Origin of the sequence: Roseococcus sp. (genome assembly GCF_965227005.1) — a bacterium.
Classification (GTDB): Bacteria; Pseudomonadota; Alphaproteobacteria; order Acetobacterales; family Acetobacteraceae; genus Roseococcus.
Map to the genome: position 1 here is coordinate 143,691 of NZ_CBDDFJ010000020.1, position 17,325 is coordinate 161,015.

The 17,325-nt window shown below is 69.5% G+C and carries 15 protein-coding genes; 12 read left to right on the forward strand and 3 right to left on the reverse strand.

The window, feature by feature from the left end:
- Nucleotides 1-30 precede the first annotated feature (30 nt).
- From ACO057_RS10995 to ACO057_RS11040, 10 genes are all read left to right on the forward strand, one after another.
- The gene (locus ACO057_RS10995; RefSeq protein WP_421991566.1) at nucleotides 31-828 is read left to right on the forward strand and encodes an SDR family NAD(P)-dependent oxidoreductase; all 798 of its coding nucleotides are present in this window, start codon (nucleotides 31-33) and stop codon (nucleotides 826-828) included.
- A gap of 28 nt (nucleotides 829-856) precedes the next feature.
- Complete coding sequence (locus tag ACO057_RS11000) at nucleotides 857-1,813, forward strand: Bug family tripartite tricarboxylate transporter substrate binding protein (protein WP_421991568.1); 957 nt, start codon at nucleotides 857-859, stop codon at nucleotides 1,811-1,813.
- Complete coding sequence (locus tag ACO057_RS11005) at nucleotides 1,814-2,578, forward strand: SDR family oxidoreductase (RefSeq protein WP_421991570.1); 765 nt, start codon at nucleotides 1,814-1,816, stop codon at nucleotides 2,576-2,578.
- Nucleotides 2,560-3,600: a LacI family DNA-binding transcriptional regulator gene (locus tag ACO057_RS11010; RefSeq protein ID WP_421991572.1), complete on the forward strand. Its 1,041-nt coding sequence runs from the start codon at nucleotides 2,560-2,562 to the stop codon at nucleotides 3,598-3,600. Before ACO057_RS11005 ends, ACO057_RS11010 begins: the two co-directional genes overlap by 19 nt.
- 78 nt (nucleotides 3,601-3,678) lie before the next feature.
- Nucleotides 3,679-4,593 (forward strand): NAD(P)-dependent oxidoreductase, encoded by a 915-nt coding sequence (locus ACO057_RS11015; RefSeq protein WP_421991618.1) that lies wholly within the window; start codon nucleotides 3,679-3,681, stop codon nucleotides 4,591-4,593.
- Complete coding sequence (locus ACO057_RS11020; protein ID WP_421991574.1) at nucleotides 4,590-5,561, forward strand: Bug family tripartite tricarboxylate transporter substrate binding protein; 972 nt, start codon at nucleotides 4,590-4,592, stop codon at nucleotides 5,559-5,561. The genes ACO057_RS11015 and ACO057_RS11020 overlap by 4 nt, the downstream gene beginning before the upstream one ends.
- A 91-nt stretch (nucleotides 5,562-5,652) precedes the next feature.
- Entirely contained in the window at nucleotides 5,653-6,567 is a 915-nt protein-coding gene (locus ACO057_RS11025; RefSeq protein ID WP_421991576.1) for an allantoinase PuuE, read from the forward strand.
- Nucleotides 6,568-6,824: 257 nt separating this feature from the next.
- Complete coding sequence (locus tag ACO057_RS11030) at nucleotides 6,825-7,874, forward strand: ABC transporter substrate-binding protein (protein ID WP_421991578.1); 1,050 nt, start codon at nucleotides 6,825-6,827, stop codon at nucleotides 7,872-7,874.
- A gap of 2 nt (nucleotides 7,875-7,876) precedes the next feature.
- Nucleotides 7,877-9,586, forward strand: coding sequence for an ABC transporter permease (locus ACO057_RS11035; RefSeq protein ID WP_421991580.1), 1,710 nt, complete (start codon nucleotides 7,877-7,879; stop codon nucleotides 9,584-9,586).
- A 1-nt stretch (nucleotide 9,587) separates the two neighbouring features.
- On the forward strand, nucleotides 9,588-10,655 hold the full coding sequence (locus ACO057_RS11040; RefSeq protein ID WP_421991582.1) for an ABC transporter ATP-binding protein: 1,068 nt from the start codon (nucleotides 9,588-9,590) through the stop codon (nucleotides 10,653-10,655).
- Nucleotides 10,656-10,667: 12 nt separating this feature from the next.
- On the opposite strand, the gene allE is transcribed toward ACO057_RS11040, so the two are convergent.
- Complete coding sequence (gene allE / locus ACO057_RS11045; protein ID WP_421991584.1) at nucleotides 10,668-11,432, reverse strand: (S)-ureidoglycine aminohydrolase; 765 nt, start codon at nucleotides 11,430-11,432, stop codon at nucleotides 10,668-10,670.
- A 213-nt stretch (nucleotides 11,433-11,645) separates the two neighbouring features.
- Between allE and ACO057_RS11050 the strand changes: the two genes are divergently transcribed.
- The gene (locus ACO057_RS11050; RefSeq protein WP_421991586.1) at nucleotides 11,646-12,884 is read left to right on the forward strand and encodes an Hsp70 family protein; all 1,239 of its coding nucleotides are present in this window, start codon (nucleotides 11,646-11,648) and stop codon (nucleotides 12,882-12,884) included.
- Nucleotides 12,885-13,034: 150 nt separating this feature from the next.
- Nucleotides 13,035-13,748, forward strand: coding sequence for a response regulator (locus ACO057_RS11055; RefSeq protein WP_421991588.1), 714 nt, complete (start codon nucleotides 13,035-13,037; stop codon nucleotides 13,746-13,748).
- A gap of 22 nt (nucleotides 13,749-13,770) precedes the next feature.
- Here the strand turns inward: ACO057_RS11055 and ACO057_RS11060 are convergent, their stop codons facing one another.
- Nucleotides 13,771-15,765: an ATP-binding protein gene (locus ACO057_RS11060; RefSeq protein WP_421991590.1), complete on the reverse strand. Its 1,995-nt coding sequence runs from the start codon at nucleotides 15,763-15,765 to the stop codon at nucleotides 13,771-13,773.
- Nucleotides 15,762-17,219, reverse strand: a complete 1,458-nt coding sequence (locus tag ACO057_RS11065) for a PAS-domain containing protein (protein ID WP_421991592.1) — start codon at nucleotides 17,217-17,219, stop codon at nucleotides 15,762-15,764. The genes ACO057_RS11060 and ACO057_RS11065 overlap by 4 nt, the downstream gene beginning before the upstream one ends.
- Between the last annotated feature and the right edge of the window lie 106 nt (nucleotides 17,220-17,325).

Here is a 17,325-nt window from a genome sequence, read left to right on the forward strand (position 1 = left end):
TGTGCCATGGGCGCGGATTAGCCTTAGCTTATGGTATCGATCACAGAAAATATATCGCCCGGGCTGCGCGGCCGCACCGCCCTCGTCACGGGTTCGGTCGGCGGCATCGGTCTCGCCGTCGCATCGGCCCTGGCCGCCGCGGGCTGCGACATCGTCCTGCATGGCCTCGCCACGGCGGCGCAGGCCGCGCCCGCTTTGGCCGCCATCGAGGCCCAGGGCGTGAAGGCGCGCTTCGACTCCACCGATCTCGCCGATCCCGCCGGGATCGCGGCGATGATGGCGCGCCTGGGCCCCATCGATATCCTGGTGAACAACGCCGCCATCCGGCATTTCGGCCTGGTCGAGGAGATCGCTCCGGCGGATTGGGACCAGGACCTCGCGGTCAACCTCTCTGCCCCCTTCCACCTCGCGCGCCTGGCCCTGCCGGGCATGAAGGCGCGCGACTGGGGACGCATCGTCAACATGTCCTCCATCTACGGGCTGATCGGCGCCACCGGCCGCGTCGGCTACGTCACGACCAAGACCGCGCTGATCGGCCTCACCCGCGCCGTCGCGCTCGAGACGGCGAAGACCGGCGTGACCTGCAACGCCATCTGCGCAGGGTCGACGCTCACGCCCAATATCCAGGGCCGCATCGCGGCGAGCATGGCCGCCTCCGGCATCGACGAGGCCGAGGCCGGCGCGCGCTTCCTCGCCGGCAAGCAGCCCTCCGGGCGCTTCGTCACGGCCGAAGCCATCGGCGCCATGGTGGCGCTTCTCTGCAGCGAAGCGGGGCGCGACATCACGGGTTCCGTGATCCCCATGGATGGCGGCTGGTCCGCCAGCTAAAAGGGCCGCAACAAGGAGGAACGGTATAATGAAAAGACGCATGCTTCTCGGCGCCGGCATGATGCTGGCGGCGCCTTCCCTGGCCTCAGCCCAGAGCTTTCCCTCACGCCCCATCCGCCTGATCGTGACCTTCCCACCCGGCGGCACCACCGACATCCTGGCGCGCCAGCTCCAGCCCAAGATGTCCGAGGTCTTCGGCCAGCCCGTGGTGGTCGAGAACCGCAGCGGCGCATCCGGCGCCATCGGCACGGTGGAGATCGCGCGCGCGCAGCCGGACGGCCACACCTTCGGCATGGTCATCAGCTCGGTCATCTCCTCCACCCTGATCTCGCGCCAGCCCTACGACCCCATCCGCGACCTCACGCCGATCCAGCTCCTCGCCCGCGTGGCCGACATCCTGGTGGTGCCGGTGTCCTCGCCGATCCGCACGGTCGCCGATCTCATCGCGCATTCGAAGGCCAATCCCGGCCTGACCTATGGCTCGCCCGGCATCGGCACCTCCGTGCATATCGCCGGCGAGATGTTCGCCCTCGCGGCCGGGCTGGACATGACCCATGTTCCCTATCGCGGAGGCGGACCGGCGCTGACGGACCTCATCAGCGGCCATCTGAAGCTGATGTTCGGCAATGCGAGCTCGACGCTGCCTTATGTCCGCGACGGCCAGCTCCGCGCCATCGCCGTCACTTCCGCGCAGCGCGCGCCCTATCTGCCGGATGTGCCGACCGTCGCGGAATCCGGCCTGCCCGGCTTCGAGATCGACGAGTGGTACGCCTTCGTCGGCCCTGCCGGCATCCCGCAGCCCATCATCCAGCGGCTGAACGCGGGGCTCAACGGCATCGTGACCCAGCCGGCCGAGCGCGCACGACTGCTCGACATGGGCGCCGAGGTGGTGGCAGGAAGTCCCGAGGAATTCTCGCGCTTCATGCGCAGCGAGGTCGACAAGATCGGCCGCGTTGTGCGCGAAGCCAATATCCGGATGGAATGAATGGCATTGACGGGAAAGGTCGCGCTGGTCAGCGGCGCGAGCCGCGGGATCGGCCTGGCGATCGCCAGGCGGCTAGCGGCCTCCGGCGCGCAGGTCGCGATGGTCGCGCGCTCGGCCGAGGCGCTGCGGGACGAGGCCGCGAAGCTGCGCGGCGCCATCGCCATCTCGGCCGACCTGCGGGATGCGAATTCCGCCGCGGCCGCCGTGGAGCAGACGGTCGCGCGGCTCGGCCGGCTCGACATCTTCGTGCACAGCGCCGGGGCGACGCAGCGCGGCGACTTCCTCGCGCTGGGCGACGACGCCTGGGAGGATGGCTATGCGCTGAAGCTCTTCGGCGCGGTGCGGTTGCTGCGCGCGGCCTGGCCGCATCTGGTGACCGCGCAAGGCAACGCCGTGCTGATCGCGGGCATCGGCGGACGCGTGACCAGCGCCGACTTCACCATCGGCGGCTCGGTCAACGCCGCGCTGATGAACTTCACCAAGGCGATGGCCGATCGCGGCGTGAAGGATGGGGTGCGCGTGAATTGCGTGAACCCCGGCAGCATCCGCACCGACCGCCTCACCGGGCGCATCGCCGCCGTGATGCAGGAGCGCGGGCTCGATGCTGAGCAGGCCGCCGCCGCGCTGGCCGCCGATACCGGCGTCTCGCGCTTCGGCGAGCCGGAGGAGATCGCCGAGATCGTGGCTTTCCTCGCCGGCCCCGGCGCCAGCTACGTCCAGGGCGCGATCATGGACGTCGACGGCGGATGGGTGCGCGCCGTCTGATGGCCGGCAGCGACGACACCCGCCCGGGTGCCGCCCGCATGCGCGACGTGGCCCGCGTCGCGCAGGTCTCGACGATGACGGTGTCGCGCGCGCTGATGGACCCGGCCAAGGTCTCGCCCGAAGTGCGCGCCCGCGTGGCCGAGGCGGTGAGCGCCGTCGGCTATGTGGCGAACAAGGTGGCGGGCAGCCTCTCCTCCAGCCGCTCCAAGGTGATCGGGCTGGTGGTGCCGAGCATCGAGAACTCGCTCTTCGCCAGCACGATCCAGGGCATTTCCGACGTGCTTCGGCGGCACGACCACCAGCTCATGATCGCCGATTCCGGCTACAGCGCCGAGGCGGAAGAAGCGGCGATCCGCGCCTTCCTGGAGCAGCGCGTCGCCGGCCTCATCCTGCACGACACGACGCATACGCCTGATGCGGTGACGATGATCCAGCGCTCCGGCGTGCCGGTGGTGGAGAACGGCACGCTGACGCCCGATCCGCTCGACATGGTGGTGAGCTATTCCAACCACGATGCGTCCAAGGCGATGACGCAGCATCTCGGGCGCCTGGGCTACCGGCGCATCGCCTTCGTCAGCCTCACCTCCGCCGCCAACGAGCGCAGCCGCGACCGCCAGCGCGGCTATCGCGCGGGGCTGGAAGAGATGGGCCAGGCCTTCGATGCGCGACGGATGCTGGAAATGCCGCCGGGCCTCGCTTCCGGCGCCGAGGCGCTGCTGCGACTGGTCGAGGGCGGCGGCGATCCCGACGCGATCTTCTTCGCCGGCGACGTGCTCGCCATGGGCGCCGCGCTGGAATGCACGCGGCGCGGCTGGCCGGTGCCCGGCAAGGTCGCCATCGCGGCTTTCGACAATTTCGACCTGCTGGGCCATCTCGTTCCCCCCGTCACCACGCTGAAGCTGCCGCGCCTGGAGATCGGCCGCCGCAGCGCGGAGGTGCTGCTGGACCGGATCCAGGGCCGCTCCTCCGGCGCCGTCGCCGTGGACCTGCGCTTCGAGATCATCCATCGCGGCAGCACCTGAGCCGGCTGGACAGGCGGCGCGTCGCGACTATGGTATCGATATCACACGGCGGCTGAACGGTCGCGACGTCCAAGGTTTATCAAGGGAGGACCGCGAATGGCGGACCAGGTTCTGGGTTTCATTGGCCTCGGCCAGATGGGTCGCCCCATGGCGATGCGTCTGCTCGAGGCGGGCCACAAGGTCGTGGTGCATGACCGCGTGGCGGCCGTCGTGGCCGAGCTGGTGGCCAAGGGCGCCACTGCCGCCGACAGCCCGCGCGAGGTCGCCGATCGCGCGGATCTCGTCTTCGCCAGCCTGCCCACCCCGGCCATCCTGCGCACGGTCGCCCTCGGTCCCGACGGCGTGATCGAGGGCCAGCGCGCGCGCACCTTCGTCGACCTTTCAACGACCGGCCCGCGCGTGGCCGTCGAGGTCGCGGCCGGCTTCGTCGAGGCCGGCCGCGCCGCCTTCGACTGCCCGGTGAGCGGCGGGAAGTCCGGTGCCACCGCCGGCACGCTGGCCCTGATGGTCTCCGGCCCCCGCGGCGATTACGACGCGCTGGAGCCGGTGCTGAAGGTCTTCGGCAAGCCCTTCTTCTGCGGCGAGAAGGCGGGCTCCGCGCAGGTGATGAAGCTCTGCAACAACATGCTCGCGGCGACCGCGCTCGTCGCCTCGTCCGAGGCGATCGCGATGGGCGTGAAGGCCGGGCTCGATCCGGCGATGATGTGCGAGATCATCAATGCCAGCAGCGGCCGCAACTCCGCGACCCAGGACAAGTTCCCGCGCGCCGTCATCCCCCGCACCTTCGACTTCGGCTTCACCACGGCGCTGTCGATGAAGGATGTCGGCCTCTGCGTGAGCGAGGCCGAGGGGATGGGCGTCCCCATGGTGGTCGGCAGCGCGGTGCTCCAGATGCTGGGCGTCACCGCCGCCACCTATGGCAAGGAGAGCGACTTCACGTCGGTCGCCAAGGTCGTCGAAAGCTGGGCCGGGGTGGAGATCAAGAAGCCATGAACACGAACATCAACCGCCGTTCGCTGCTCGCGCTGACCGGCACGACCGTGCTCGCCACGCCCGCGCTCGCGGCCTTTCCGGACCGGCCCGTGCGCATCATCGTGCCCTGGCCGCCGGGGGCGCTGGCCGATGTGGTGATGCGCTCCATCGCGCAGGCGATGCAGGGCCCGCTCGGCCAGCCCGTGGTGGTGGAGAACCGCCCCGGCGCGACCGGCGCGCTGGGAACGGAATTCGTCGCGCGCGCCACGCCGGATGGGCACACGCTCATCCTCGGCAATGCGGAGACGCATGCCATCAACCCGCTGGTCTATCGGCGGCTCGCCTATAATCCGGTGACGGATTTCCAGCCTGTCAGCCTCTTCGCCCGCGCGCCCTTCGCGCTGGCGGTGGGACAGGCGATGGGCGTGAACGACCTCGCCGGCTTCCTCGCCAAACTGCGCGAGGCGCCGGGGCGCGTCAGCTACGCCTCCTGGGGCGTGGGCAGCACCTCGCATCTCACGATGGAACTGCTGCTGAAGGCGGCGGGGCTGGAGGCGCTGCACGCGCCCTTCACCGGCCAGGCGCCGGGCATCACCGCCGTCATTGCGGGCCAGGTGGATGCCATGTTCCTCACGGCCGGCGGCGCCGAGGCCGCCTCGCGCGACGGGCGCGTGAAGCTGCTGGCCGTCTCGGCGGCGGAACGCGTGGCGCTGCTGCCCAATGTGCCGACGCTGCGCGAGGCCGGCGTGCCGGTCGAGGGCGGCAACTGGTTCGGTGTGCTCGCGCCCGCGCGCACGCCGATGGAGGCCGCCAACAAGCTCGCGCAAGCCATCGCCGAGGCCGCGCGCGTGCCGGCGGTGATGGAGGTCTTCCGCGGCCAGGCCGCGGTGCTCAGCACCAACGCACCCGACGCCTTCGGCCGCTTCATCGCCGAGGATCGCACGCGGTGGGAGGCCCCGGTGAAGGCGCTGGACATCAGGATCGACTGAGCGCCGAAACCTTGCGCGACGGGCCGGTCGGGGAGCCTTGAACCTGAGGAGGATTGGCCGGAAGCTTTCCGTCCCATCCGAGCGAGGTCCCATGCCCTACGAGGTCCAGCGCGATTTTATCGGCTACGGCGCGAACCCGCCCGATCCGCAATGGCCGGGCGGTGCGAAGATCGCCGTCAATTTCGTAATGAACTACGAGGAGGGTTCGGAACCCTCCTTCCAGCATGGCGACGGCTATACCGAGGTCGGGCTGACGGAAGCCATGGGCGGCAGCCAGGTGAAATCGGGCCGCGACCTCGCCGGCGAGGGCATGTTCGAATATGGCAGCCGCGTCGGCTTCTGGCGGCTGATGCGCCTCTTCCAGGAACGTAACCTGCCGATGACCGTCTTCGGCTGCGCCCTCGCTCTGGAGCAGAACCCGCAGGCCGCCGCCGCCATCCGCGCGAGCGGCTTTGACGTCTGCTCGCATGGCTGGCGCTGGGTGAAGCATTTCGAGCTCTCCGAGGACGAGGAGCGCGAGCACATCCGCCGCGCCATCGCGAGCCAGGAAAAGACGGTCGGCCATCGCCCGGAGGGCTGGTATTGCCGCTACGGACCCTCGGTGAACACGCGCCGCCTCGTCGCGGAGGAGGGCGGCTTTCTCTATGACAGCGATTATTACGGCGAGGAGCTGCCGCTCTGGCTCACCGTCGAGGGCAAGCCGCATCTCGTCGTGCCCTATTCGCTGACGAACAACGACGGAAAATATTCGGGCTGGATGGGAACCTCGGACGACTGGTTCTCCTACATCCGCGATGCCTTCGACATGCTCTACGACGAGGGCGCCAAGGGGCAGCCGAAGATGATGTCCGTCGGGCTGCACATGCGCCTCATCGGCCATCCGGCGCGGGCCATGGGGTTGAAGCGCCTGCTCGACTATATGGCCAGCAAGCCGGACGTCTGGATCACGCGGCGTGTGGACATCGCCAGGCACTGGATGGCCATTCATCCTTATAAGGAGATGTGACGGAACACCTCCCGGTCCGGGTCGGGGACGCGCTCCTGCATGTTGCGCAGACCGGGAAGGGTCCGCCGCCATCGCAATGGCCTCAAGGTTCTCGTCGCATCGCTGGAGACTTCGCTGGCCTGAGGATCTCCACGCCAGACATTGGTTTACATCGCATCGCCCGGGTGACAGGCTTCCCCGAAGCAGTGAACGGAGGGCCGGCGCCGGGATCGTGAAAGCGACGGCGCAAGAGCTCCTCCGAAGCGAGGGGGAAGCCGATGTTCCTGATCAACAGGCGACAGATGGCGGGGCTGGCCGTGTGGTCCGCAACGGCGAGCCGGGCCTGGGCGCAATCGCCCCTCACGCCGCGCGAGCAGGAGCTCCACGAGGCGGCGAAGCGCGAAGGCGAGATCACCTGGTATTCCGGGCAATACAGCGCGGATTCCTCCGAGGCCGTGGGGCGCGCCTTCAATGCGCGCTATCCGGGCGTCCGCTGCAACGTGGTGCGGACCACCTCGCAGGTCGCCTTCCAGCGGCTGTCGCAGGATGCGCGCGCGGGCGTGGCGCAATGCGACGTGCTCTCGTCCACGAATGGCGGGCACTACATCCAGCTCAAGCGGCAGAACCGGCTGATGCAGTACCGGCCCGCCAATGCGGAGGGCCTGCTGCCCGTGCTGCGCCAGCCGGACCCCGACAATTTTTTCCAGAGCACCTTTCTCGGCATCTATCTGCTGGGCCACAACACGAGTCTGGTCTCCGAGGCCGAGGCGCCGAAATCCTGGGCCGATATCCTCGACCCGAAGTGGAAGGATCGCCTCGCGGTCGGCCATCCCGGCTATAGCGGCGCGATCGGGCTCTGGGCGCTGCAGATGCGCAACATGTTCGGCAACGACTTCCTCCGTCGCTTCGAGGCGAACAAGCCGCAGGTCGGCCGCTCCTCCATCGATCCCGTGACGATGATGACGGCGGGCGAGCGCCCGGTGGGCGTCGCGGTGCCCTCGGCCTCGACCCTCTTCGCGGCGTCGCGCGGCAACCCACTGAAGGTGATCTACCCGACCGAGGGCGTGATCGCGGCGATGTCGCCCTCGGCCATCATCCGCAACGCGCCGCATCCCAACGCGGCGAAGCTGTTCATGGAATTCCAGACCGGCCCGGCGATGTCGGCGGCGGTGCGCCTGCTGTTCAACGAGAGCCTGCGCCCCGACGTGCCGGCACCCGAGGGCTCGCGGCCGCTCGACCAGGTGACGCTGCTGGCGCCGGGCATGGAGGAGGCCGAGCGCGGCGTGCCCGAGGTGCGCGAGCAGTGGCGCGAGATCTTCGGCGTCTGAGGATGACCCATCGCGCCTCGGCGCTCCCCAGCCGATGGCGTCGCTTCGAGCCGGTGACCCTGCTCTGGATCGCGCTGATCGCGGCGCTGCTGGTGCTGGTCGCGGCGCCGATCCTCAAGATGGTCGTCCTCTCCTTCGAGACGCAGGAGACGGGCGAGTTCACCTTCCAGAACTACCTCACCGCCTATGGGCGCGTGCGCTACCTGGAGGCGCTGCGCAACTCGCTGCTGCTCGGGCTGCTCTCGGCGGCGATCTCGGTGGTGATCGCGGTGCCGATGGCCTGGGCGGTCTCGCGCACCGACATGCCGGGCAAGGGCTTCACCTGGGCAGTGGTGCTCGCCGCCTTCGTGATGCCGCCCTATCTCGGCGCCATCGGCTGGATCCTGCTGGCGGGGCCGAATGCGGGCTGGATCAACGTGGCCTGGCGCGCCGTGACGGGCGCGCAGGCGCCGCTGGTGAACGTCTACACCTTCACCGGCATGGCCTTCGTCATCGCGCTGCATTCCTTCCCGCTCGTCTTCATCTTCGTGAAGTCGGCGCTCGACCTGATTTCCTCGGAGATGGAGGATGCGGCGAACATCCTGGGCGGCGGCACCTGGGCGACGATGCGCAAGGTGACGCTGCCGCTCGTCTGGCCCTCCATCCTCGGCGGCTTCATCCTCATCTTCCTGGAGACCATCGCGCTCTTCGGCACGCCCGCGATCATCGGCATCCCCGCGCGCATCAATGTGGTGACGACGCAGCTGTGGCAGTTCTTCGAGGACCCGGTGCGCGTCGAGGTCGCGGCCGCCTTCGCCATTCCGCTTCTGCTCGTCACGATGGGGCTCATCGCGGTGCAGAAGCTCCTGCTCTCGCGCAAGGGATTCGTTTCGCAGACCGGCAAGGGCGGCGAGCGGCGGCAGGTGAAGCTCGGCCCCTGGCGCTGGGTGCTCTTCGGCTGGTGCCTCGCGGTGGGGCTGCTCTCGGTCGGCAAGCCGCTGCTGGTGCTGATGCAGGCCAGCTTCGCCAAGGCCTGGGGGCGCGGCTTGTCCTTGGACAACCTCACCCTGCGCAACTACCAGTTCCTGCTCTTCGAGCACGACATGGCGCCCCAGGCGGTGTGGAACACGGTGTGGTTCTCCGCGACCTCGGCGACCATCGCCTGCGGGCTGGCGCTGCTCGTCGCCTATATCGTCGTGCGGCGGCTGATGCCCTTCGCGGAGGCGCTGGGCTTCCTGGCGATGGCGCCCTTCGTCATCCCCGGCATCGTGATGGCGATCGGCTTCTACGCCGCCTATGCGGGGCCGCCGCTGTCGCTCTACGGCTCGGCGCTGCTGGTCATCCTCGCCTTCGCGGCGCGCTTCCTGCCCATCGCCTATGTGTCCTCCCAGGCGGCGATCCGCGCGGTGCATCCGGAGATGGAGGAGGCGGCGCGCATCCTGGGATCCGGGCGGCTGCATGCGATCCGCCGGATCACGGCGCCGCTGCTCAAGACGCCGCTGCTGGGCGGCTGGCTGGTGGTGTTCATCGTCGCTTCGCGCGAGCTCTCGGCCGCCATCTTCCTGGTGGGGCCGCGGACGCGGACCATGTCCGTCCTGCTCTACGACCTGACGGAGCAGGGCAATTTCGAGGTGGTGTCGGCCTTCGGCGGCATCCTGCTCGTCATCACGATGGTCATCGTCGGCATCGGCATGAAACTGGTGGGGCGCGACTTCATGCTCCGGAGGGAATAGCTTGCTCCGCCTGACGCTGAACGGCCTGACCAAGGCCTATGGCCCCCTGACCGTCGTCGACCGCGTGGACCTCTCGCTGGAGGAGGGCGAGTTCGTCTCCCTGCTCGGCCCCTCCGGCTGCGGCAAGACGACGACGCTGCGCATGATCGCCGGCTTCGTCGACCCCACGGGCGGGTCCATCTCCGTGGACGGGCAGACGCTGTCCGCCCCGGGCGCAGTGGTGCCGCCGGAGCGGCGCGGCATGTCGATGATCTTCCAGTCCTACGCCATCTGGCCGCATATGACGGTGGCGGAGAATGTCGGCTTCGGGCTGAAGCTGCGAAGCCTGCCCGCGGCCGAGGTGAAGCGCCGCGTGGGCGAGATGCTGGAAGTGGTGCAGCTCAGCCATCTCGCGCATCGCTATCCGGCCGAGCTCTCGGGCGGGCAGCAGCAGCGCGTGGCCCTGGCCCGCGCCGTCGTGGTGAAGCCCTCGGTGCTCCTGCTGGACGAGCCGCTGTCCAATCTCGACGCCAATCTGCGCGAGGAGATGCGCTTCGAGATCCGCCGGCTGCATGACGAGTTCCGCATCACCACCGTCTACGTCACCCACGACCAGAGCGAGGCGATGGCGACCTCGGACCGGATCGCCGTGATGAATGCCGGCCGCATCGAGCAGGTGGATGCGCCGCATCTTCTCTACACCCGGCCGCGCACGCGCTTCGTGGCCGGCTTCGTGGGCCGGACCAATCTGCTGGAGGCGCGGATCGAGGGCGGCGACCTGCTGCTGGACGGCGTGAATCTCGGCCCGGCGGCACGGGCCGGCGTGGCCGCCGGCACGCGCGGGCAGGTGCTGGTCTCGCTGCGGCCGCAGGCGATGACGGTGCTGACCGCGCCGCCCGCCGACGACGCCCTGGTACTGGCCGCCGAGGTGCTGGAGCGGACCTATCTCGGCGAGGCCTGGGACTATGTGGTGCAGCCGGAGGGAACGGCGCTGCGGCTGCGCGCCGCCGCGCCGCCGCTGGAGGCGCATGAGGTGGGGATGCGCGTGTGGCTGCGACTGGATCCGCGGCAGGTCGCCGTCGTGGCCTGACGCCCTGGGCCTCTACAGCTTCACGTCGCGATTGACGTCCTTGTAGAGCAGGTAGGACGTCTCGCCCCAACCCGTCGCGTAGAATTGCTGCGGCACATAGGGGCCCATCCAGATGAAGTCGTCCTTCCAGCACTCGTGCCAGTCGCGCCCGAGCAGATAGAGCCCCTGCCCGTTCAGCATGAAGAGCCCGTGCTCCATGATGTGCGTCTCGACGAAGGGGAAATAGGTGCCCGGCGCGAAGGACAGGATGTTGATCTCCATGTCCATCTCCATCCGCGCCTCGCCCAGCAGATACTGCCAGGCGCGACCGTCGGTGTGCTTGATGACGCGGGGCGATTCCTGCCGGCTGCCGAAGAGATGGCCCGGCGTGCCCAGGCCCGGCGCCGGCTCGAAGCGGCGCTTGATCCAGATGACGCGCGCGGCCGTATCCGCGAGAACCGTATAGGCCGAGCCTGCCGGCACGAAGGCGTAGCCGCCGGCGGAGAGCGAGCGCGTCTCCTCCGGCACGCCGATCTCGACCTGGCCATCGAGCACGTAGAAGAAATGCTCCAGCCCATCCTCGCGCGGCTGCGTGGTCCCGCCGCCCGGCTCCATCGCCAGCAGGGCCTGGGCGAAGCGCGCGCCCATCTGCGGGCTGGTTTGGAAATGCACCTTCGTCTTCGCGAAGCCCGGCAGGCGGCTTTCGAGAATGCCCTCCGGAGGCATCACCGCGTAATGCGGCGTCACCATGGTGCGGTTGTTGCCGAAGATGCCGGGGGGGAGGATGCCTGGTTTCATGATCGGTCCTGCGTCTGATGACCGTCGCAGGGTCGCGCGTCGACGCCGTGTTGGACAGGGGATGCCGGCGCGAAATCCTCGCACCGCCGCGAATGCGCCCCGCGTCACGATCGGTCCTGCCCCGCGGGATCCGCGTCCGCCCCCGCCGCAAGGCTTGCCAAACCGGCGCGACCGGGCTTCAAGGCGCGCCCCTCTTCGTCTGGTTCACGACACATGTCCTCCGTCATCGGCATCGATTTCGGGACCACCAACAGCGTGGTCACCTCCCTGCGCGCCGATGGCGCCGTCTCCGTGCTGACGCACGACACAGCCGAGGTCTTCCGCTCCGTCCTCTCCTTCTGGATGGACACAGAGGGCCGCACGCGCCACGCCGCCGGCCCGCAGGCCATCGAGACCTATCTCGACGATCCCTTCGACACGCGGCTCATCATGTCGATGAAGAGCTATCTGGCGCAGCGCAGCTTCACCGAGACGCGCATCCTCGGCCGCTCCTGGAACCTCGAGAACCTGATCGCGGCCTTCCTCGGCCACCTTCTCGCGCCCTTCCGCGACGAGCTGGCCGGCGCGCAGGTCGTCGTCGGGCGTCCCGTCCGCTTCGTCGGCGAGACGGCGGACGACGCCTATGGCAATGAGCGCCTGATCGCCGCCTTCGCCGCGGCCGGCGTGCCCGAGGTGCAGGTCGCCTTCGAGCCCGCCGCCGCCGGCCATCGCTTCGCCCAGACGCTGGACCATCCGGCCAATGTCCTCGTCGCCGATTTCGGCGGCGGCACGAGCGATTTCTCGATCCTGCGCTTCGATCCCGGCCCGCCGCGCCGCGTTACGCCACTCGGCCATTCGGGCGTGGGCATCGCGGGCGACGCCTTCGACTTCCGCATCATGGACCACGTCGTCTCGCCGCTGCTGGGCAAGGGCGGCACCTACCGGCCCTGGGGCAACGACCTGCCCATCCCCCCCGGCTGGTACATCAATTTCGCGCGCTGGCACCTGCTCTCGCTGATGCGCGCGCCCAAGACCCTGCGCGACATCGCCGACGTCGCGCGCACCGCCGCCGAGCCCAAGCGCCTCGCCCATCTCGTCCAGCTCATCGAGGACGAGGTCGGCTATGCCCTGTACCGCGCCATCTCGGGCGTGAAGGCCGCGCTCTCGAGTGCCGATTCGGCCCGGCTCAGCTTCCGCCACGGCGATTTCGTCGTGGAGACCGACATCGCCCGCAGCGATTTCGAGGCCTGGATCTCGCCCGAGCTGACCGCCATCGGCGGCGCCGTGGATGCGGCCCTGCGCGATGCCGCCATGGCTCCCGCCCAGGTGGACCGCGTCTTCCTCACCGGCGGCTCCTCGCTCGTGCCCGCCGTGCGCCGGCTCTTCGAGGAGCGATTCGGGGCGGAGCGCGTGGTGGCCGGCGGTGAATTCGTTTCGGTGGCCGAAGGTCTCGCGCTGATGGGGCAAGACTGAGGGCATGTCCGGGCCGCTCCGGGCCATGGCGCGTGCACAACATCCCACCAATCCCTTCATCTCAATACTTGCAATCCGCCCGGCGCCCGTCATCCTGCGCGACATGCTTGCCAGCGGAGCCCCCCTGAATCCCGCACGGAGCGGCCGCGCATGAGCGGCCCGCTCCGTCTCGCGCTCGTCGAGGACGATCCGCTCCAGCGGCGTATCGTCTCGGAATACCTGGCCCAGCACGGCCTGCGTCCGCAGCCCTATGCCTCGGGCGCCGAATTCAAGCGCGCCCATGCGCAGTCCCTGCCCGACCTCGCGCTCTTCGACGTCCATCTGAACGAGGTGGAGGACGGCTTCGCACTCGCCCGCTGGGCCCGCTCGCGCTCCAGCCGCATCGGCATCATCATGCTGACCGCGGCCGGGGACACGGTGGACCGCGTGGTCGGTCTGGAATCGGGCGCCGACGACTACGTCACCAAGCCCTTCGAGCCACGCGAGCTGCTGGCCCGCATCAAGGCCCTGCTGCGCCGCGCCTCCGAGGTGCGACCGCCGCCGCCGCTGCTCACCGAGATCCGCGTCGGCATCGCGCGGCTGAACCTGGAGCGGCGCATCCTCATCCTGGCCGATGGCAGCGAGGACCAGCTCTCGGCCAGCGAGTTCGACCTGCTGCAGCTGCTGGTGAAGCACCCGAACCGCCCGCTGACCCGCGAATGGCTGCTGGAGACGGCGGCGCATCGCGAGGCCGAGGTCTTCGATCGCGCCATCGACAACCGCATCATGCGCCTGCGCCGCAAGGTGGAGGCCGATCCGTCCAAGCCCGAGGCCATCCGCTCGGTGCGCGGGGTCGGCTATATCTTCGTGCCGCCCGCCGATTAGAGCGCCGTAGGGAAGAGGCGTCTCAGCGCGCCTCCTTCTCCGGGGCGAGGGCCGGACGCGCCACCCGCATCGTCTCCTCCAGAAGCGACGGAAGCTGCGAGGCCGCCGCCTGCGCCGCGCCCATCCCGCCGGCGCGCGCCGCCTGCTCCACGCCCTGCGCCTGCTCGGCCAGCAGCCGCGCGCCCACCATGCGGGCCGCGCCCTTCAGACGATGCGCGATCTCCACGATGCTGTCGGGCGCCTGGGCGGCCTGCAGCGCCGCCAGGTCGCCCGCCGCCGTCAGGGAGAAATTCTCGAGGATGGAGGACAGCCGTTCCCGGTCCTGCCCGAACAGGCTGCGCAGGGCCTCGGGATCGAAGAGCGTGCCGCCCTGATGCGCGCCTGGCAGCCCCGGCAGCCAGCGCGCCAGCATGCGGGAGAGCCCGTCCAGCGTCACCGGCTTGGCAAGGAAGCCGTCCATCCCGGCCGCGTAGCAGCGCTCCGCCTCGCCCTTCAGCGCATTGGCGGTGACGGCGATCAGCGTGGTGCGCGGCAGGCCCTTGGCCTGCTCCTCCTGGCGGATCGCGCGCGTCAGCTCGAAACCGTCCATGCCGGGCATGTGGATGTCGAGCAGCAGGATGCCGTGGCCGCGCAGGCGCCAGAGCTCCATGGCCTGGGCGCCGCCCTCGGCCATGTCCGAGGGCAGGCCGAGCAGCTCCAGCTGCCGGCCGAGCACCTCGCGGTTCACCGGATGGTCGTCCACCACCAGCACGCCGTCGCGGCTGGCGGCCCCTTCGGCGCGAGGCTCCGGCTTCGCCCGTTCCGGCCTCGCGGTCTTGGCCGCCTGCGAGGCCAGGCCGAGCCGCAGGGTCACGGTGAAGCGGCTGCCGCGGGCGACCTCGCTCTCGGCCTCCACCTCGCCCTCCATCAATTCCGCGAGCCGGCGGACGATCGAAAGGCCGAGGCCCGTGCCGCCAAAGCGCCGCGTCGTGGAGCTGTCGGCCTGGGTGAAGGGCTGGAACAGCCGCGCCAGCGTGGCGGCGTCCATGCCGATCCCGCTGTCCTCGACCCGCAGCAGCAGAACCGCCGTCTCCGCCTCGGCCCGCGTCTCGGCCGAGATGCGCACATAGCCGCGCTCGGTGAATTTCAGTGCATTGCCGATCAGGTTGAACAGGATCTGCCGCACGCGCGTGGGATCGCCGGAGAGCCAGTCCGGCCCGGGCGCCAGCGGATCGGCGAAGAGCGTGAGGCCGCGTGCGGCCGCCGCCGGCGACAGGGTCTCGACCGTGCCCTCGATGAGGCCGCGCAGCGAGAAGGGCAGCGCCTCGACCTCCAGCCGCCCGGCCTCGATCTTCGAGAAATCCAGCACGTCGTCCACGATGCGCAACAGGCCCTCGGCGCTCTCGCGCATCACCTGGACACTGCGCGCCTGGTCGGGCTTGAGCTCGCTGTGCGACAGGATCTCCAGCATGCCCAGCACACCGTTCATGGGCGTGCGGATCTCATGGCTCATGGCCGCGAGGAAGCTCGCCTTGGCCTTCGCCCCGGCCTCGGCCGCATCGCGCGCGGCGAAGGCCGCCTGCTCGCTCTCCTTGAGCGAGGTGACGTCGCGCCCCACGGCCACCACGCGCTTGCCCGAGATCGGCGTGTAGGTGAACTCCAGCCACTTGCCCGAGACCGTGCGGCGCGTGACATGGAGCGGCCCGCCGAGCACGTCCCTCACCCGTCCACCGACGACCTCCTCCTCCGTCACGTCGAAGCCGAAATCCCCGCGGCGGTACATATGCGCCATCGCCCCGGCCATCATCGCGCCGGGCTGCACCAGCGCCTCGGGCAGTTCCAGGAGGTTCCTCCCCCAGCCGTTGGAGAAGATGATCCGCGTCTGCGGATCGAGCAGGACGACCATCTCCTGCATGCTGTTCAGCACCTCGCGCAGGAGCGAGCGCTCGGCCTCCGTCTGCTCCTCCTGCTGCTTCAGGCGCGTGACGTCGCGGTAGAAGCCGAGCATGTCGCCATTGGGCAGATGCTGGATGTTCACGTCGAGCCAATAGCCCGCTTGCGTCTTGCAGATGTACTGCGTGCCACCGGGCCGCGGAGGTTGTCGATGAGCGAATTCAGCGCATGCCCGAACTCCTCCGGATCCTCCGGCGGCGGTCCGAAATCGCCGCGCCTCATCTGCCAGCCGAGGACGTCGCGCATGCTGGTGCCGAGCATGTAGAATTCCTCGGGCAAGGCGAGGAACTTCATCAGCGGCCGGCTGAGCATCCGCCAATGCATCTCGGAATCGAAGAGCATCACGCCGTCGGACATGTTGTCGACGACGAGGCGCAGCTTCTCCTGCTCGCGCTCCAGAGCGAGCTGCGCCTCCTGCAGCTCCGTCACGTCGCGGACGCTGACGACGAACATCCCGTCCTCGCGCGTGACGAGGTTGAACTCGGCCCAGCGCCCATCCGGCATCTGGCGCGTGCGCTGGAAGGGCGTGAGCGAATTGAGCTGGTCGCGCACGTCCTGGATGAACTGCTCCTCGCTCATCTCGAAGCCGAAATCACCGCGGCGATAGAGCGCGCGCAGGATGTCGCGCCGATGGGCGCCGGGCGCGAAAAGCTCGGGCGGCAGGCCGAACAGGGTGTTGCTGCGGCTGGAGCTCTCGAGGATGCGGCCATCGCCGCCGGTCAGGATCACGATGTCGCGCGTGTTCTCCAGCAGGAGATCGGCGCGGCGACGATCCTCCTCGCGCTCGGCCCGCTCGGCCTCCAGGCGCGAGAGAGTCTCCCGCATCTCGGTGACGTCGCGCACCATGACGAGCAGCTCGCCATTGAGGAGTGGGCGGAAGTTGTATTCGGCCCAGCGCCCGTCGGGCATCCGCTCGGCGAAGGTGAGGCGGCCGGCGGCGAGGATGCCCGCGCGCCGCTCGGCGATGAAGACCTCTTCCTCCTGCGTGAATCCGAAATCGCCGCGGCGATAGAGGAAGCGCAGGATCTCCTGATGCGTGCTGCCCGCCCGCGCCAGTTCGTCGGGCATGCCCAGCAGCGAGCCGCTGTTGTTGGAGTTCTGCAGGATGCGGCCCTCGGCATCCATCAGCACGACGCTGTCGGTGATGTTCTCGAGCATATGCGCCATGCGGGCGCGCTCTTCCTCCAGGGCCTCGTCCGTCGTCGCCTCGGTCCAGAGACACAGGCGCGCGCCGCCGGGCAGCGGCTGCACCGACAGCTCCAGCGCGCGGCCGCCGAGGAGCTGCCACCGGGTCTTGCCTGGGGGGCCGTGGAAGGGCGCCCGCAGGGCCGCTCGGCCCTGCGGGCGTTGCAGCCGGCCGGACGCCTCCAGGCGATCGAGCCAGGCGGAGAACGGCGTGTCCTGGCCGGGCGGCGCGACGCCCAGGAGCTCGCCGAGACGCGGATTGGTCCGCAACGCCCTTCCATCGGCCGACAGGTGCAGCAGACCCGATGGCATGTGATCCAGGAGGCTGGCCAGGAGCGTGGCGTCTTCGTTCACGGAGTCTCGCGAGGGGGCAGGTTTGCGGGGAAGAATGCCACAGGAAAGCTAGGCCACACTGTCGCGTCTGTCGCGAGGCGCGCATTGACCCGCCCTCTCCCCGCCC

Excerpts from the sequence above, each read along its gene's own strand:
- allE (WP_421991584.1), bottom strand. The coding sequence starts at position 11,432 with ATGAAACCAGGCATCCTCCCCCCCGGCATCTTCGGCAACAACCGCACC.
- ACO057_RS11030 (WP_421991578.1), top strand. The coding sequence starts at position 6,825 with ATGTTCCTGATCAACAGGCGACAGATGGCGGGGCTGGCCGTGTGGTCC.
- ACO057_RS11005 (WP_421991570.1), top strand. The coding sequence starts at position 1,814 with ATGGCATTGACGGGAAAGGTCGCGCTGGTCAGCGGCGCGAGCCGCGGG.
- ACO057_RS11025 (WP_421991576.1), top strand. The coding sequence starts at position 5,653 with ATGCCCTACGAGGTCCAGCGCGATTTTATCGGCTACGGCGCGAACCCG.
- ACO057_RS11050 (WP_421991586.1), top strand. The coding sequence starts at position 11,646 with ATGTCCTCCGTCATCGGCATCGATTTCGGGACCACCAACAGCGTGGTC.
- ACO057_RS10995 (WP_421991566.1), top strand. The coding sequence starts at position 31 with ATGGTATCGATCACAGAAAATATATCGCCCGGGCTGCGCGGCCGCACC.
- ACO057_RS11055 (WP_421991588.1), top strand. The coding sequence starts at position 13,035 with ATGAGCGGCCCGCTCCGTCTCGCGCTCGTCGAGGACGATCCGCTCCAG.
- ACO057_RS11035 (WP_421991580.1), top strand. The coding sequence starts at position 7,877 with ATGACCCATCGCGCCTCGGCGCTCCCCAGCCGATGGCGTCGCTTCGAG.
- ACO057_RS11000 (WP_421991568.1), top strand. The coding sequence starts at position 857 with ATGAAAAGACGCATGCTTCTCGGCGCCGGCATGATGCTGGCGGCGCCT.
- ACO057_RS11020 (WP_421991574.1), top strand. The coding sequence starts at position 4,590 with ATGAACACGAACATCAACCGCCGTTCGCTGCTCGCGCTGACCGGCACG.
- ACO057_RS11010 (WP_421991572.1), top strand. The coding sequence starts at position 2,560 with ATGGGTGCGCGCCGTCTGATGGCCGGCAGCGACGACACCCGCCCGGGT.